This is a genomic window from Ruegeria lacuscaerulensis, assembly GCF_013034685.1.
GTDB lineage: Bacteria > Pseudomonadota > Alphaproteobacteria > Rhodobacterales > Rhodobacteraceae > Ruegeria > Ruegeria lacuscaerulensis_B.
In genome coordinates this window covers 64,964-79,994 of the sequence record NZ_WQGO01000009.1, presented here as the reverse complement: position 1 = coordinate 79,994, position 15,031 = coordinate 64,964, and the positions used below count along the sequence as shown (strand labels likewise).

Sequence of the window (15,031 nt, the reverse complement as noted above, 5' to 3'; positions counted from 1 at the left end):
TCCCCCTTGTTGCACAGCCCTAAAAAGTTCAGGGTTAGATGTATCTTACGTAACGTCATATCACAGTGAGACGCCTGCACCAAACACCCCGGCGCTTTACCGGAAATCAGTATGCGGCAGTAAGGAAGTCACTGTGTTTCAAAACAGTTTGACCACTGCGTGAGCATTCCCCAAGCGTGGCCCGAAACCGCGCCTAGGGATCACCGAAAACCCCGCGCAGAATTCGGCGAATATCCTGCGCGAACGCCTCGCGCGAAGACGCAACAACCAAAGCGCCCCGTGTGGCGGTTATCAAAATATGCGCCAGATCCTGCGCCCGTTCCGGCGTTGCAGCCAGGTCGTGGCGCAAGATAAATGCCCCCAGCTTCTGGGCATACAGGCTGGGCCAATTTTCGGGCTGGGCGCTTGCGACGGCCAGAGCATCCTCGAGCAGCTCGGACCCGTGCCTGGATTCAGCCAGTTCGACCGAATCTCCGACGACAGAAATCAGCGCCGTTTCCACTACAGCCATCGGCGCGTTTTCAGCCTGATCGAGCATCGCGAAAACATGCTGGTACAACGCTTCTGTATAGGCCCTCAGCGCCCAAGCGTAACACGCGTCCTTCGATCCGAATTTCTTGTAGATCGACTGGCGAGACAGACCCACCGCGCGCGCAATGTCTTCCATTGACGTTTTGCGAAATCCGTACTGGGCAAAGGCGGTCATGATATCTTGTGGGTTCACGCCGGAAATTGTGTTCGCAGTCGCCAAAAATACCCCACTTCCCGGTCAGGCAGGGCACAAACACAAAGTACCGCCTTTGACCAATCAATCACATTTTTACATTTCTGACACTGTTCGTGAAAAATGACAACTGGCCAGCCGCAGCCAATAGGGAACGCCCTATCCTTGGGAACCACAGCGTTGACGTGACGCTAAGCGTTTTCCGCCAAAATGATCTTCTCGGTCGCGCGAACCAGGTCAGGAAACCGTGATCGTTCGTGGATATATAGGAATACCTGCCTGTGATCTGGCAAGTCGCGGATCAGTCGAAATGCGGTGGCTTCCGGAATGAACCCTGTCACCGTTTGTGGCAAAACCGTCACCCAATCACCGGTCCGAACCATCGCAATCAACGAATGCGTGTTGTGGATGGTCACTCCCGCCCGGTCAATCGCGGCGTGAAACTGCGGCGACTCGATCAGGTCGCACAATGCGTTGCGAATGAATGGAACCGAGGCGATTTGGGCAAGGGTCGGCGGCGCCTCTTGCGCGATCAACGGATGCTCTGCAGAGCAGACCAGCCCGAATCGGTCCCGCAACAGCGGCACCGCGCGAATACCATTCAACGCATGATACCCCGAGGCGATCCCGATATCGGCTCTGCCTTCGACAAGCGCGTCAAGAACCTGCTGCGTATCGGTGTCGCGCAAATCGACTTTCACGCCGGGATACTGCCGCGCAAGATGCGATAACACGCGTGGAAAAATCAAAGCCGCAACCGACGGCACCGAGGCAATGCGCAAGAGCCCCTGCTCGGCGATCGCGGCCTCTTCGATGTCCTGCACGGCCTGATCGAACTGACGCACTTGTTTCAGCGCCAGTTCAAACACTTGCGCTCCCAATGGGGACAAACGGCTCTTGCGCTCACCTTCAAACAGCTTTCGACCCAGATGGTCCTCAAACTGTTTCAATGTCATCGATACCGCCGACTGCGTGCGCCCCAAGCGATCCGCGGCCTCGGTCAAATTGCCGGTTTGGGCAACGGTGCAGAAACAACGAAGGGTTTCAATCTTGAGTGCCATATTTCAGTTTTCCTGAACTTTTGTTCATTCGTTTGAATTTGACTGATATACGGCGGAAAAGCCATCCTAAGCGCGACTCTTATTTTGCTCTGGGGCGCATTGTGACCAAACTGAACCTGATCGCTGGCGAATGGCTGGCGGGTGATTCTGAAATCGAAAACCGCAACCCTTCGGATCTGAGCGATCTGGTCGGCATCTTCGCGCAGGCCAGCACGGATCAGCTTGAGGCAACACTGGATCAGGCGCGTGTGGCGCAGGCCGAATGGGCCGCTTACCTGCCCGAACGCAAACAGGCCGTTCTGAACGCCATTGGCAATGAATTGATCGCCCGCGCGGAAGAGCTGGGCACGCTCTTGTCCCGCGAAGAGGGCAAACCGCTGGCCGAGGGCAAAGGTGAAGTCTATCGCGCCGGTCAGTTCTTTACCTATTACGCCGCTGAATGCCTGCGCCAGATCGGTGAGAATGCCGATAGCGTTCGACCCGGTGTTGAGATTGACGTGCGACGCGAGGCCGTGGGCACTGTTGCCATCATCAGCCCGTGGAACTTTCCGACCGCGACCGCTTCGTGGAAGATTGCACCAGCGCTGTGCTACGGCAACGCCGTCGTATGGAAGCCTGCGAACATAACCCCGGCCTCGGCCGTAGCCCTGACCGAGATCATTGAACGTCAGGACATCCCCAAGGGCCTGTTCAGCCTGATGATGGGCTCGGGGCGCAGCATCGGGCAGCGTCTGGTGGAAAGCCCCAAGGTGAACGCGATTTCATTCACCGGGTCGGTTCCGGTGGGCAAGGGGATTGCGGCAGCGGCCATTCAGAACCTGACCAAGGTACAGATGGAGATGGGATCCAAGAACGCGCTAGCCGTCATGGACGACGCCGATCTTGATCTGGCTGTGACGCTGGCGCTGGGGGGCGCGTTTGGCGGCACTGGGCAGAAATGCACCGCCTCGTCACGGCTGGTTGTTCATGCGGGCATCCATGATGCATTCGTCGAGAAACTTGTCGTTGGTGCGCAAGCAATGAAGGTCGGGCACGCGCTGGAAGACGGCACTCAGATGGGGCCGGTTGTCAGCGAGCAGCAGTTGCAGGAAAACCTCGCCTATGTCGATCTGGGCAAGTCTGAGGGCGCTGAGCTAGCTTGTGGCGGCGCGCGGTTGGAGATGCCGCATGACGGGTTCTACATGTCGCCCGGAGTGTTCCTGAACACCACCAACGACATGCGCATCAACCGCGAAGAAATGTTCGCGCCGCTAACCAGCGTCATCAAGGTCGGCAGCTATGATGAGGCGCTGAGCGTCGTCAACGACACCAAATTCGGCCTGACTTCGGGCATCGTGACCCAAAGCCTCGCCCGCGCCACCCATTTCCGCCGCAACGCGCGCACTGGCGTAGTCACGGTGAACTTGCCGACAGCGGGCACCGACTATCACGTACCCTTCGGCGGACGCGGCGACAGCTCATATGGCCCGCGTGAGCAGGGAAAAGCGGCAGCTGAGTTCTACACCACCGTCAAAACCGCCTATATCAGCGCCGGGACGCCGGTCTGATGCGTATCGACGGGCTGCAATATGCCAACTGGTCGGAAAAGATTTTCCGGCAACTGCGCGAAGGTGGCGTGGATGCAATCCACGTCACCATCTCTTATCATGAGAACTTCCGCGAAACCGTCCTGAACTTTGAAAAGTGGAACCGTTGGTTCGAGCAATTCCCCGACCTGATCATGAAGGGTCGTTGGGCCAGCGACATCGACACAGCGCGCGAAACCGGGCGGACGGCGGTATTCTTCGGCTTTCAGAACCCCTCGCCCATCGAAGACGATATCGGTCTGGTCGAAATCCTGCACGATCTGGGCGCCCGGTTCATGCAGTTGACCTATAACAATCAATCCCTTCTGGCCACCGGCTGCTATGAGGCCGAAGATACCGGCATCACCCGCATGGGCAAGCAGGTGATCAAAGAGATGAACCGCGTGGGCCTTGTTGTGGATATGAGTCACTCGGCTGACCGATCCACAATCGAGGCTGTTGAACTGTCCGAGCGTCCCATCGCCATCACTCACGCCAATCCGCATGACTGGTCGCCTGCGCTGCGCAACAAGCGCGACGCAGTGATCCGCGCGGTGACGGAAAATGGCGGGATGCTTGGCTTTTCGGTCTATCCGCATCATCTGAAAGACAAATCCGCCTGCACGCTGGATAGTTTCTGTCAGATGATCGCCCGCACCGCCGACAAATACGGAGTCCAACATCTGGGGATCGGCACTGACCTGTGTCAGGACCAACCCGACAGCGTGGTCGAGTGGATGCGCGTCGGGCGCTGGACGAAAGAAATCGACTATGGTGAAGGCTCGGCTTCGGCGCCCGGTTTTCCGCCCATGCCAAACTGGTTTCAGGACAACCGCGATTTTGGGAATATCGAATCCGGACTACGTTCCGTGGGTATGAACGAAGATGAGGTCTCAGGTATCATGGGCGGCAACTGGTATCGTTTCTTTGCTGAAAACTTCGGACCACGCGTATGATCGATCTGTACCGCGATATTGCACGCCGGGACCCCGCGCAGGTCATGCGACTGTCGCGATTGGGGTCGCTGCACCAATGTCGCCTTAGTTTCATGCGGCAATTGACCCGGCGGATGGCGCGCGAGAACTGGCGTTTTACCCGGCCCGTTTTTGACATCGACACGAACGGGGTGGGTCATGCGGTCTATACCGCGCACGGCCCCGAACGCGCTTATTCACTGGTTGCTTTCGCTCATGACCTGCCGCCCGAGCAACGCTCCGACCGCGTGATAGCCGAGGCTTGGGACGCCACATTTACCCTGTTCGATGGCATCCCCACGGCCGAAGACATTGACCGCCTGTCTCAAAACGTCCCCTTGCAAGAGGCCGGGCGGATCAGCGAAAGCGAGTTGTCTCTGTCTCGCGCCAACCGTTCGGTCCGGCTTTGGGCGCATGTGGTCGACGCGCTGGCAGCAGGCACACAGCCGGACCCCGAGCAGATCTATCAGGTGGGCTACCTGATGCGCACCACGGCCGTTTATGGATCGGGCAAGTTCGGGGCGGCTGATCGTGAGAAAACTGCCGACCGCCCGGAACTGAGCGCCCCTTTCCAAACCGAGATGCTGTCGGTTTATCTGACCCGCACCTTCGTGCGCGATCTGGTGCAGCACATGGCGCAGGCCAAAGGGGGCGACCAAACCGCTAGTCTGGACCCAACGATTGCGCAATGGCTGGGCATCGGCAATTCGACCGGTCTGGGCATGGCGCCCTTCATCGTCAACCATCCCGTGCTGTTCAACAACTGGATCATGGTTCGCGAAGAGGCCATCGCGCGGGTGCGGTCCGTGCCCCAAGCCACACCTGACCGCATCGCGCAGTTCCGCGCGATTTTCGAACGCAGCAAGCTGTCGGTGTCGTGGTGGCGCTCGGATCATCTCGTTCAAATCGACAAGCTGGCCGTGCTCAGGGCTGATCTGGACACGCTCACCGCCGAACTGGCCCAGCGCGACCTGACCGAAAACCTTCCCTGGGACGCCCTGATCCGCTGGTCCGAAGATCATCTGAGTGAAGAGGGGCAGGAATTGCTCGCCTCGCTGATCCTCGAACCTTACGGCGATCTGGTCGACGGTTTGGTCGATTGCATGGCCGACAGCAACGCCGGGGCGCAGGTGATCGACGGCAATATGAGCGTCGCACAGGTTCGCGCGCTGATCCGGCAGAGTTTTGACTGGGCGCTTGATCTTGATTGGAAAGCGCAGGCCAACTGCGCCCGCGCCTGGTACGTGTCCGAAGAAAAGCTGGAACCCCGCCTTGGCGAACGGTTCGAAGAGCCCATCGCGGAATACGAACAACCCTTGGCCCCGGCCCGCGATGCGGCAACGGCCTATGACGCCCTGTCCCACTGGCCGGACACCACACACATTGCCGCGTTTCTGTCGCAGCACCCCGAACATCGCCACACGATCCGGCGCGCGCAGATGGGACAGGTCGCACCCTATGGTGAAATACGCGACAATACGATCGGCGCGGATGTCATGCCCATCGACATGCTGCGAGCGAAACTCTCGTTCTTCGGTGCCACGCATTTCGATCCCCGCTCGGACCGTTGGGTGCGGATTTGCATGTATGCCGGTGCCCCCTACCCTGAGGATCTGTCCGCAGATACCGCTGATCACTGGGTCTACCCAAGGGCAATGACATGAGCTTTTCATTAAACGAGGTCGAGGCCACCGCCAAACGCGCCACGCGCGGCGCGGGCTATGGCTGGGGCCTGTCCGAAGAGGCCGGAAAGGCCTCCCGCTGGCTATGTGCCGCGGGACTGGACGGCGCGCAGATTCTGGCCGATCTGTTGGACCGGGGCTTGGCACATGCGCCGGGCCGGCACCGCCCGGCATGTCAGGGCAACGAATGGCGCGGGGATGAAATCCTTTGCCCTCTGGCCACCGGGGCAGCCTTGTCCGACCATATGGGCTCGCTGCGGACGGGCGAAATCACACTGACCAATGTCGCCGCCCCTGCCCTGTTGCTGCCATTCGCCGCGAACATTGCGCGCAATTTGAAAACGCCCGTCACAATCACCGTGGATGGCGTTGAGGTCGTCACAGATGGGCCTTCTCTGGCCATGAACCCAGCGCTGCCCAGCGACGCCACTTTGGTGAAGGTCGCGCTTGGCGGAATCTTGACCGCACCCGCTGCCTGCGCCTCACGCGCGGTGCCCGATCCGGCCGCATGGGCCGTATTGAACCGTTTTGCCCACCGCACCTATGCCCCCGCGACCGAGGCCTCTCGTCTGCTTGGGGCCGGGTCTGGCCTGTCCGACAACGATTGATGAAAGCGACACGATGGAAACCCGCACTCTGACCCTGACCGAAATCGAAGACCTGGCCTTTCGCGCCCTTGTTGCCGCTGGCACGACCGAAGCCAACGCTCGCCCGCTGGCCGTTGCCACGGCGGCAACCGAAGCGGATGGGGTGGCCAGCCACGGTCTGGCCTATATCCCGATCTATTGCGAACATGTGCAATGCGGAAAGGTCGACGGTGCCGCAAAGCCCGTCTTGGACCGGCCTCGCTCTGGCCTGATCACGGTTGACGCGGCAACAGGGTTTGCACATAGCGCAATTGACATGGGGTTTGACGCCCTAATCCCAGCCGCCAAGGAACAGGGCATCGCGGCCTTGGCCATCCGCAACAGCTATAATTGCGGGGTCCTGGGCTATCACACGCACCGGTTGGCGCAGGCGGGTCTGGTTGGGTTGGGCTTTACCAATGCACCTGCCTCAATCGCGCCATCGGGCGGGTCGAAGCCGGTTATCGGCACCAACCCGTTCTCGGTCGCGGTACCCGGCACAGATGGACAGCCCGCCGTTCTGATCGACCAAAGCGCTAGCACCATCGCCAAGAGCGAGGTCATGAAACATGCCCGCGAAGGCAAACCAATCCCTGTGGGCTGGGCGCTGGACGCGGATGGGAACCCAACCACGGACCCTAATGTCGGGCTCAAGGGCTCGATGGCCCCATCGGGGGGCTACAAAGGAGTGGGCATCGCTTTGCTGACCGAGATCATGGCCGCAGCCCTGACCGGCGCGACGCTCGGCATTCACGCCTCGCCGTTCTCGGGCACAGCTGGGGGGCCTCCCAAAACCGGTCAATTCTTTATCGCCATCGACCCGGCCGCTGCGGCGCAAGACATGTTTGCTGAGAATATCAGCGCATTGGTTGGCGCGATCCATTCTCAGGACGGCGCGCATCTGCCGGGCGACGGACGGCGCGCAAAACGCATTGCCGCCGAAACCGAAGGCGTCGCGGTCAACACGGCGACCTTGGACAAGATCGCGGCTATCCTGGCCTAACGCTGCGCACCCCCTACAGAACGAAAAAAGGGCGCCGTATTGGCGCCCTTTCTCGTTCTCGACCACATTGGGTTATTGGATCAGGCGCAGTTTCTGGATCGAGCCTGCAATCGACACGAAGGTGTCGATGATCTCTTCACCGGTCACTTCATAGTAGTGCGACCAGGACGAAGCACAGGTTCTGATCTCGGATGCGGCCTGCTCCGTGGTTTCGAACGCGACGGTATAAACAACGGCACCTTTCGTTTTGGCCAATTCACACTGTTCTTGGAACAGTTGCAGGTTGGTCAGCTGCGACGAGGCGATGGTCGAGTCATCACTTGGACGCGCAGTCAGCTCCGTCAGGCCGTTTTCCTCTTCCATCTCATCGGTGGGGCGAACCTGCGGGGTGGTTTGTCCATCGGTCATGATCACAATGATCTTTGAGCTGTTTTCGTGATCCCAGCTCAGCGGGCGGTCTGCGAACTCGGCGGGAACTTCCCCAGCTTGGCTGAGATAGGCAAACTCATCCTGACTTGACGGGTCCAGCAGGGCCAGCGCGTATTTCAGGCTGTAGTTGGTGCCGGTTCCATCGAACAGGCGCAGACCGTCGATGAAATTGTGCAGTTTGGTTTCATCGTTCTGGGCGTATTGGATGCTCATTTCGTCTTCCGGGCACCAACCCCAATTCTGGGTAGTCTCATCATATTCCCAGTTCACGAAATAGGGCGTCTGATCGATCGAACCTGAAGGCAGGCTTGTATTCAGGAAATCCGAATAGGTCATTTCCAGGCAAGACGAGGTATTGTTCGGAATGTTGCCCACATAGCTGTGGAAATCCGAATACTGAAGCTCGATGTCGACGTTATTGAACTTGGTTGGGCCCGAAGCCTCACTATAGACCGTCGTTGTCCGGTCAATGCTGTAATACATCGTCTCCTGCTTCCCGCCCTTGATGGATGCACCCACCAGTTCGGCGCTCTCAGGCAGCTGGGACGAGTTGTTGATGATAAAGTCCCGGACATAGTGATAGTACGTGTCGACGTCATCCTTGTTGAACAGATCGGTTTCGTTGTCCGGGAAGCTGTCGATCTTGACGGAAAAATCGGGGTCAGCATTGCCGTCTGTATCAAACCAGAACACGACGTTCGAGATATCCTGCTTCCATTCCGGGAAGAAATCGTCGTCGGTGGTCGTGCCAAACCGCTCGCCGCCCAAGTATTCGAACATCACCGAGCCTGGGTTGGTTTGACCTGCAAACGGGATAACGCTGACCGAGGTCGCGCACTCGGTGCCTGGGTCGTTGTTATGCTCCAGAGTTTTTGTGACAAATGCTTTGGCTGCGGTCTGCATTTGGGTCAGGCGTTGATTGTTCCCCATACTGCCTGAGATGTCTAAAACCATGGAAATCTCGGTGCACGGTGCCGCCTCATGCGCGGCGGAATTCACGCCCAATGAAATCGTCTCAACACCGCTCAACCGCATGAAATTGGTGTCAAAACCAGATGTCAGGCTGGCACGGACAGTGCGGTCCAGATATTTGTCTTCAACAGAAATCGAACTTGCGTACTCGCCCAAACCGGATGCCGCCAGATGTGCTTCGACAACTTGGGCAGGATCGAGGGTTTGCTCAAGGCTCGCGGCAGAGAGGACAGCGTTGTCCAGAGCCCACTGCAATTTCGCGCGGTCGCGCTCATAATTCATTACATCGACGGCAATACCCGCCGCAGCCAATAATAGAAAAAAGGCAAACAACGCGAAAATCGTCAAACCACCTTCTTCGCGTTTCGCAAACCAACCAACATCCGCAACCGAATTTCGGAGAGTTTTTGAAACGGCTTTCTTCCGTGAATTCAGATTAAACATTTCTTTCTCCAGACATCCTTATTCGCGAATAAGATGCCCAAAGAAGTTGTCTCTATTTTGCCGTAATGTTGCTATTTGGGTTACCGGAGGTGAACCCATTTTTAACTCAAAATGAACGCGCGGGTGACGTGGAAAACACGGAACTGTCACGAATTCGAATAAAAATATTTAAAATCAATATGATATCACGCATCCGTGAAAACGACGCTTTGCACGAGGACCACTGACCGAAAATTAACAGACCGAGTGACCCTGGGTAACCTTGCCACATTCCCTTATTTTTAGGCCTCCGAGTCGCGAGCCTGGAAATTTCATCGCGGACACCTCACGTCAGGCCTTGCCGCCCAACGGTTCCACTCGGCCCACACACACGCCTAAAATTACCGTGAAAATAGGCCTCTCACTACTCGTCTTCATACGGAAAACCGGACCAGCGCATGGCTTCTTCCTCGGCTCGGGACAGGTCCAGTTTCTCCATCCCCATGTGCAAATGATCCAGAAGTTTTCCGCACAAAATTGACATATTCAACGCAAAATCCGCGCGGTTGACCGCCGCCGTCACAACATCCTCAGGCGCATTTTCTAGGACATCCACGGTGGCCCGCACATCATGAGAAATAACCCATTCTGCACAGGCCTGCCCTCCGATGACCAAGCTGGAGACACGTTCCAACTCTCGACCGGACCGTTCATCATACCATTGATAAAGCGGCAGGACCGCAGCAATTGCCGCGCCTATGACCGTGCCTTTTTCAATGATGTCCAAAGTTATCCGCATATGCCCCACTCCAAGCTATCAGAATGAGCCAAGATTACTTAAGAAAAGCCGTTTGCCCTAATTGCACCCAACCGACGCAATCTAAGGTCTTTTCCAGCCCGTCGGAATAACGATACGACACTCCAGCCCGCCCAGGCTCGTTGAACGGCCAAGGTCGAGTTTTGCCCCATACGCGTTCAGCAGATCGACCGCAATCGCAAGACCAAGCCCGCTGCCGGCAACCGATGTGTCCAACCGCCCGCCCGAGCGCAGGGCCTCGCGCCGGTTGTCCTCGGGGATGCCCGGCCCATCATCCTCGATTAGAACCTCGACGTTGCCTTTTCTAACCTGCGCCACAACCCGAACAGTCTTCTGGCACCATTTAACGGCGTTATCCATCAGGTTGCCCAGAACCTCTTCGATATCCTGAGGGTCCATGCGCACCCATAATCCGGTTTCGCGAGTGACTTGAAATTGTTTGCCTTCCCGTTCGGTCATTCTCGAGAACAAGCGCGCAAGACGGTCGACCGAATTTGAAAGATCCGTACGGGAATGGGTCAGTTCGGCCGTATTCATCGCACGCATCCGCGCCAGTGAGCGGCTGAGCTGCGCATCGATCCGGTCCAGTGCCTCTTGCGCCGTGTCTGTCGTGGCACCTTGTTCGGAAAGACTGGTTAGTTCATTGCGCAATATGGCCGTCGGAGTCTTGAGGGCATGAGCCAGATCAGCGGTCTGCCGTCGCGACCCGAAGACGATGTCCCGGTTGCGTCGCGACAATTGATTGAGATCCTCAACCAGCGGCGAGACTTCTTCGGGGTAGTCATCCGGCTTCAACCCCTCATCCGTGTCCCAGCGATGGGACACATCTGTGCGTAGTTTGCGCAGCGGCCCCAGAATAGCCGACATCAAGAATAGCGACCCAGCCACCCCGATGAGACCGACAAGCGTAAAGACCGGCAGAAGGTTCCGCTGGGCCGCGCGCCGTTCGCCCATCAATTCCTCGCGGCTTTCAGCCACGCTGACACCCCAGACCGTTCCGTCTTCGTAAGAAATTTCCTGGTAGATACTGCGCACGGCCTCATTTTCGGGGCCTTGCGTGTTCCAAAAGGTAGGCGCGTTGGGAAGGCCCCGGGGCTCGGCCAGCGTTTCATCGAATAACGAGGCCGAGGTATATACCGACCCATCGCTACCGGTGACCTGCCAATAGCGCCCGGAAAACGGTGTGCCATAAGCCGGGTCGAACATTAGGTTGCCAAGCGCATCGGGATTGTCTGTCGTGACGCTCAACCCTACCACAAGCTGGGTGTGGCGATCCCGCAGCGCGGTGTCAAACTGGTCGGAGACCCTTGAGTTGATGTAGGAAAACACTGCCAGAGTCCCCACGCCAACCGACACCGCCCCAGAAGCGATCCCCCCCAGCAATGCGCGCTGACGCAGGGAAAGCATCAGTCCGTGTCAATCATATAGCCGCGTCCACGTACCGTCTTGATCAGGTCCGATCCCAGCTTTTTGCGCAGGCGTGTAATGAAAACCGCAATAGTGTTGGAATCCCGATCACCGTCATATTCATAGATATGCTCAGAGAGTTCGGTGCGTGAGATCAGCCGTCCGCGATTGTGCGACAGATATGTCAGAACCGCGATTTCCTGCGCGGTCAGGTCCACCGGCACATCCTTGACCGTCACCCGCCCGGTCTTTGTGTCCAACGCCACATCGCCCATTTCGATGACAGCGCTCAGCTGTCCGCTTTGCCGGCGCAATATCGCGCGCACCCGCGCGGCCAGTTCAGGCATATGGAAGGGCTTGATCATATAGTCATCCGCGCCTGCATCCAGCCCGTCGACCCGATCGCTCCACCCATCGCGCGCGGTCAGGATCAGGACCGGCGTCGAAACCCCGGCCTCACGCCATTCCCGCAAAACTGTGATACCATCGCGTTCAGGCAGGCCGATATCGAGAATGATCATATCGTAAGGCTCGGTCGACCCCAGATGCAGGGCCTCCAAGCCGTTTTGAGCGGTGTCCACGACCCGCCCTTCAGCATTCAGCAATCTCTTGATTTGAGCGCTCAGATGCGGCTCATCTTCTGCCAGAAGTACTCTCATAACGCGAATTTACAGCTATTCAGTTGCGTATTCATCTAGTTTTTCTTGCCGCCGCCGCCATTTCCGCCGCCGCCGCCATTTCCGCCGCCGCCACCGTTGCCGCCGCCACCGCCGTTGCCACCACTGTTGCCGCCGCCGTTGTCACCACTGTTGCCGCCGCCATTGTTGCCTGAATTTCCGCGGTTCCCGTTATTGCCATTGTTGCCGTTATTGGACTTGGCATTGGAAGCACCGTTGGACTTGGCCGTTGCAGAATTGCCCGGTGAAGTCTTCGCTGCCTCTTTGATCTGCCGCCCGATACTGGACCCGTTTGAAATAACCGCGCCTGTCTGAGCATCTACGATCACGCTAATGATCCGGCCGTTCGGCTTTTTCACCAGAATGCGGTAGTAAACCTTGTCATCCTTAAATGCGCGGGCATCCACAGGGGTGCCGCCAAAAACTTTCTCAACGCCCTTGATGACTTTCTTCAGGCGAATCGCCCCGCCTACAAGCGTCGCTTGCCGCAATTCGGACTGCTTGAGTTCGCGCACAGCAGAATGCCCTTCTCCAGTCAGGAGAAGGGACGCCACAAATGCCGTCGCCAAAAGCTGTCTCATCACTGTCAACTCGTTCTCGCGCGAAACGGTCTAAAGCCTAATTTATTCTATGTGAACCAGTGATGAACAAACGGTTTTTCGTGTGTTCAGGGTGCATCAGTTCAAATGAGGTCGTGGGGTGATTCTGTCGCGCGTTTGCCGTGCCGGAAAACATGGATGCAAACACATGACCCGTGAGGACTGATATGAAGACCAAAACCAACATCCTGCTGAAAGCTACGGCAGTCGCAGTCGCTTTGGTCGGCTCCACCGCAATCGTGACGACACTTGCTGTCCCTGACGCGGCCTATGCCAAAAATGGCAATGGTGGCGGCAACGGGAATGGTGGCGGCAACGGGAATGGCGGCGGCAACGGGAATGGTGGCGATAAAGGCGGCAATGGCAACGCCAACAAAGGTGATGGCGCAAAAGCCAAAGGCAATGCCGGTCGCGGCAAAACTAAGTCCGGCAGCTCCGGGAAAAAATCCGGTGGCGGTTTTTCCCTGAAAGAGCTGTTCAACGGGAACAAGTCGAAAAAGAAATCCGCCCGCGTGGCCAGCACGACGACCTCAACCACCGAGGTAGAGGAATCCGTCCGACCAAAGGGCCGCAAGAAGGGCAACAAGGCTTCGGCTGAATTTGGTGCGCACCCGTCCGAGTTGGGCGCGTTGAACGCCGCCAACGCCAGCGAGACGGCCCTGCAAAACGCATCGCCGAATTCACGTGTGGGTCGCATCGCCACCTACCGTGACACGGTTCTGGCCGGTCAGGCACTGAGCGAGGAACTGGAAGAAGCCCAGGAATTCCTGGATGGCTTGGAACCTCCTGCTCGCCCCACCGAAGACATTGAGAACGACCTGACCGATGCTCAGCAACAAGTTGAGGAAGATCAAGCGCTTGTGGATGATCTGACCGAGCAACTTGAAAATGCCCCGGACGACGAAAAGGAAGCGCTTGAAAATGAGCTTATGGAAGCTGAAGAGGCGCTTGAAGCCTCGCAGATGGCCGCGTCCGAACTTGAAACAGAACTCGCAGACGCCGAGGAATATGAAGACGCTGTCGAAACGGTCGACACCCTGACGGAACAGGTCGAAGCTCAGCCCGAACTGGAACGTGAAGCGTTGGAGGCTGCGGCGAACAAACCCGTCACGGATGAGGTCGAAGCGACCGTAAGGGCAATGTTGGGTCTCGACCCGGTTGAGGAACCTTTTGAAGAAGAAGAGGTATCCGAAGTCGAATAAGAACCAATCACCGATCTCGGTGCCCTTACACTCACGGAGGCATGGGGGGCCGGGCCAGCCATTTCATCCACCTACATGAGCCTTTGGCTGGCCCGGAACAAATTCACAGAACCCCACGACGTTCTGCCCAGTACCAGGTATCGCGCACCTTTTCTCACTCTAGCCGCGATAAAAGCCCGCTCTATTTTGAGCGGGCTTTCCCTTTTCACCGTACCTATTCCGTATGTCTTGTCCTGATGCGTTCTACTTTGCCGGAACGCTTCTTTTTGCCTCGATAAGCCGCATCTCATCGATGATAGAAGACAGTGTAATGTTAATCGGAGGAAAGCGGTTTCCGCGCGTCTTATCGCACGGTGTTTTTCCGTCACGCTGAACCAAATTCCGGGACCGATTAGCAGCGGTGGTCCGAGGTCCGGCAATCAGGATGGCAGACTTTGTCATGCGTTTCCCCTTTGCATGAATTCGGGTAAATGCTCACTTTCGTTAAGAATCGATGCCGCGATTATGCAGATTTCCGTTGAACACACAGCAAATACATTGTTCAGCTTGCGTTAATGTTGTCGCGAAAATCGCAACAAAACCAAATAGGGCGCGCGAATCGCCTCGGGTCAGATCCTTGTGTTTTCGAGCCATTCATCCGTTCTGCACCCCTGCGAACCCAAGCCCGAGTTGACAGTCGGCAGCGTCTCGGATAACACCCGCCGCAACATCCGGAAGCGTCTGATCTTCCGGTCCCTTGAGTCGTTCAGGGATCGCCCCCCACCAGCGAGTTTCGCCCGTGGGGGCAATGCCACTTGGCATGACCCCCACGTCAAATTCAGTGGGAGGGGGCGTTTGTGCATTTAACCGACGCATCCTATCTAGGAGGCG

Annotated in this window: 13 protein-coding genes; 6 read left to right on the top strand and 7 right to left on the bottom strand. The window is 57.5% G+C overall.

What is annotated here, in order from left to right; translation table 11 throughout:
* Window positions 1–193 precede the first annotated feature (193 nt).
* Window positions 194–706, bottom strand: a complete 513-nt coding sequence (locus tag GOV80_RS19330; RefSeq protein ID WP_170787187.1) for a TetR/AcrR family transcriptional regulator — start codon at window positions 704–706, stop codon at window positions 194–196.
* 209 nt (window positions 707–915) lie between these two features.
* Entirely contained in the window at window positions 916–1,785 is an 870-nt protein-coding gene (locus tag GOV80_RS19325) for a LysR family transcriptional regulator (RefSeq protein ID WP_170787185.1), read from the bottom strand.
* 101 nt (window positions 1,786–1,886) lie between these two features.
* Between GOV80_RS19325 and GOV80_RS19320 the strand changes: the two genes are divergently transcribed.
* From GOV80_RS19320 to GOV80_RS19300, 5 genes are read left to right on the top strand one after another with little or no spacing between them, the layout of a single operon-like run.
* Window positions 1,887–3,332, top strand: coding sequence for an aldehyde dehydrogenase family protein (locus tag GOV80_RS19320; protein ID WP_170787183.1), 1,446 nt, complete (start codon window positions 1,887–1,889; stop codon window positions 3,330–3,332).
* Complete coding sequence (locus GOV80_RS19315) at window positions 3,332–4,306, top strand: membrane dipeptidase (RefSeq protein ID WP_170787181.1); 975 nt, start codon at window positions 3,332–3,334, stop codon at window positions 4,304–4,306. Before GOV80_RS19320 ends, GOV80_RS19315 begins: the two co-directional genes overlap by 1 nt.
* Window positions 4,303–5,988, top strand: a complete 1,686-nt coding sequence (locus GOV80_RS19310) for a hypothetical protein (protein ID WP_170787179.1) — start codon at window positions 4,303–4,305, stop codon at window positions 5,986–5,988. Before GOV80_RS19315 ends, GOV80_RS19310 begins: the two co-directional genes overlap by 4 nt.
* Window positions 5,985–6,614, top strand: coding sequence for a DUF3726 domain-containing protein (locus tag GOV80_RS19305; RefSeq protein ID WP_170787177.1), 630 nt, complete (start codon window positions 5,985–5,987; stop codon window positions 6,612–6,614). The genes GOV80_RS19310 and GOV80_RS19305 overlap by 4 nt, the downstream gene beginning before the upstream one ends.
* 13 nt (window positions 6,615–6,627) lie before the next feature.
* Window positions 6,628–7,635: an Ldh family oxidoreductase gene (locus GOV80_RS19300; protein ID WP_170787175.1), complete on the top strand. Its 1,008-nt coding sequence runs from the start codon at window positions 6,628–6,630 to the stop codon at window positions 7,633–7,635.
* A 72-nt stretch (window positions 7,636–7,707) separates the two neighbouring features.
* Here the strand turns inward: GOV80_RS19300 and GOV80_RS19295 are convergent, their stop codons facing one another.
* From GOV80_RS19295 to GOV80_RS19275, 5 genes are all read right to left on the bottom strand, one after another.
* Window positions 7,708–9,480, bottom strand: coding sequence for a Tad domain-containing protein (locus tag GOV80_RS19295; RefSeq protein WP_170787173.1), 1,773 nt, complete (start codon window positions 9,478–9,480; stop codon window positions 7,708–7,710).
* A gap of 403 nt (window positions 9,481–9,883) precedes the next feature.
* Window positions 9,884–10,258 (bottom strand): hypothetical protein, encoded by a 375-nt coding sequence (locus GOV80_RS19290; protein WP_170787171.1) that lies wholly within the window; start codon window positions 10,256–10,258, stop codon window positions 9,884–9,886.
* An 81-nt stretch (window positions 10,259–10,339) separates the two neighbouring features.
* Entirely contained in the window at window positions 10,340–11,683 is a 1,344-nt protein-coding gene (locus GOV80_RS19285; protein ID WP_170787169.1) for a sensor histidine kinase, read from the bottom strand.
* Window positions 11,683–12,342: a response regulator transcription factor gene (locus GOV80_RS19280; RefSeq protein ID WP_170787167.1), complete on the bottom strand. Its 660-nt coding sequence runs from the start codon at window positions 12,340–12,342 to the stop codon at window positions 11,683–11,685. Before GOV80_RS19280 ends, GOV80_RS19285 begins: the two co-directional genes overlap by 1 nt.
* A 35-nt stretch (window positions 12,343–12,377) precedes the next feature.
* Window positions 12,378–12,929: a PepSY domain-containing protein gene (locus GOV80_RS19275; RefSeq protein ID WP_170787065.1), complete on the bottom strand. Its 552-nt coding sequence runs from the start codon at window positions 12,927–12,929 to the stop codon at window positions 12,378–12,380.
* 197 nt (window positions 12,930–13,126) lie between these two features.
* On the opposite strand from GOV80_RS19275, the gene GOV80_RS19270 reads away from it, so the two are divergent.
* Window positions 13,127–14,161, top strand: coding sequence for a hypothetical protein (locus GOV80_RS19270; protein WP_170787165.1), 1,035 nt, complete (start codon window positions 13,127–13,129; stop codon window positions 14,159–14,161).
* Window positions 14,162–15,031 lie beyond the last annotated feature (870 nt).

Coding starts and splice junctions, on each gene's coding strand:
- GOV80_RS19305 (WP_170787177.1), top strand. CDS start 5,985: ATGAGCTTTTCATTAAACGAGGTCGAGGCCACCGCCAAACGCGCCACG.
- GOV80_RS19300 (WP_170787175.1), top strand. CDS start 6,628: ATGGAAACCCGCACTCTGACCCTGACCGAAATCGAAGACCTGGCCTTT.
- GOV80_RS19285 (WP_170787169.1), bottom strand. CDS start 11,683: ATGCTTTCCCTGCGTCAGCGCGCATTGCTGGGGGGGATCGCTTCTGGG.
- GOV80_RS19315 (WP_170787181.1), top strand. CDS start 3,332: ATGCGTATCGACGGGCTGCAATATGCCAACTGGTCGGAAAAGATTTTC.
- GOV80_RS19270 (WP_170787165.1), top strand. CDS start 13,127: ATGAAGACCAAAACCAACATCCTGCTGAAAGCTACGGCAGTCGCAGTC.
- GOV80_RS19325 (WP_170787185.1), bottom strand. CDS start 1,785: ATGGCACTCAAGATTGAAACCCTTCGTTGTTTCTGCACCGTTGCCCAA.
- GOV80_RS19310 (WP_170787179.1), top strand. CDS start 4,303: ATGATCGATCTGTACCGCGATATTGCACGCCGGGACCCCGCGCAGGTC.
- GOV80_RS19295 (WP_170787173.1), bottom strand. CDS start 9,480: ATGTTTAATCTGAATTCACGGAAGAAAGCCGTTTCAAAAACTCTCCGA.
- GOV80_RS19290 (WP_170787171.1), bottom strand. CDS start 10,258: ATGCGGATAACTTTGGACATCATTGAAAAAGGCACGGTCATAGGCGCG.
- GOV80_RS19280 (WP_170787167.1), bottom strand. CDS start 12,342: ATGAGAGTACTTCTGGCAGAAGATGAGCCGCATCTGAGCGCTCAAATC.
- GOV80_RS19330 (WP_170787187.1), bottom strand. CDS start 706: ATGACCGCCTTTGCCCAGTACGGATTTCGCAAAACGTCAATGGAAGAC.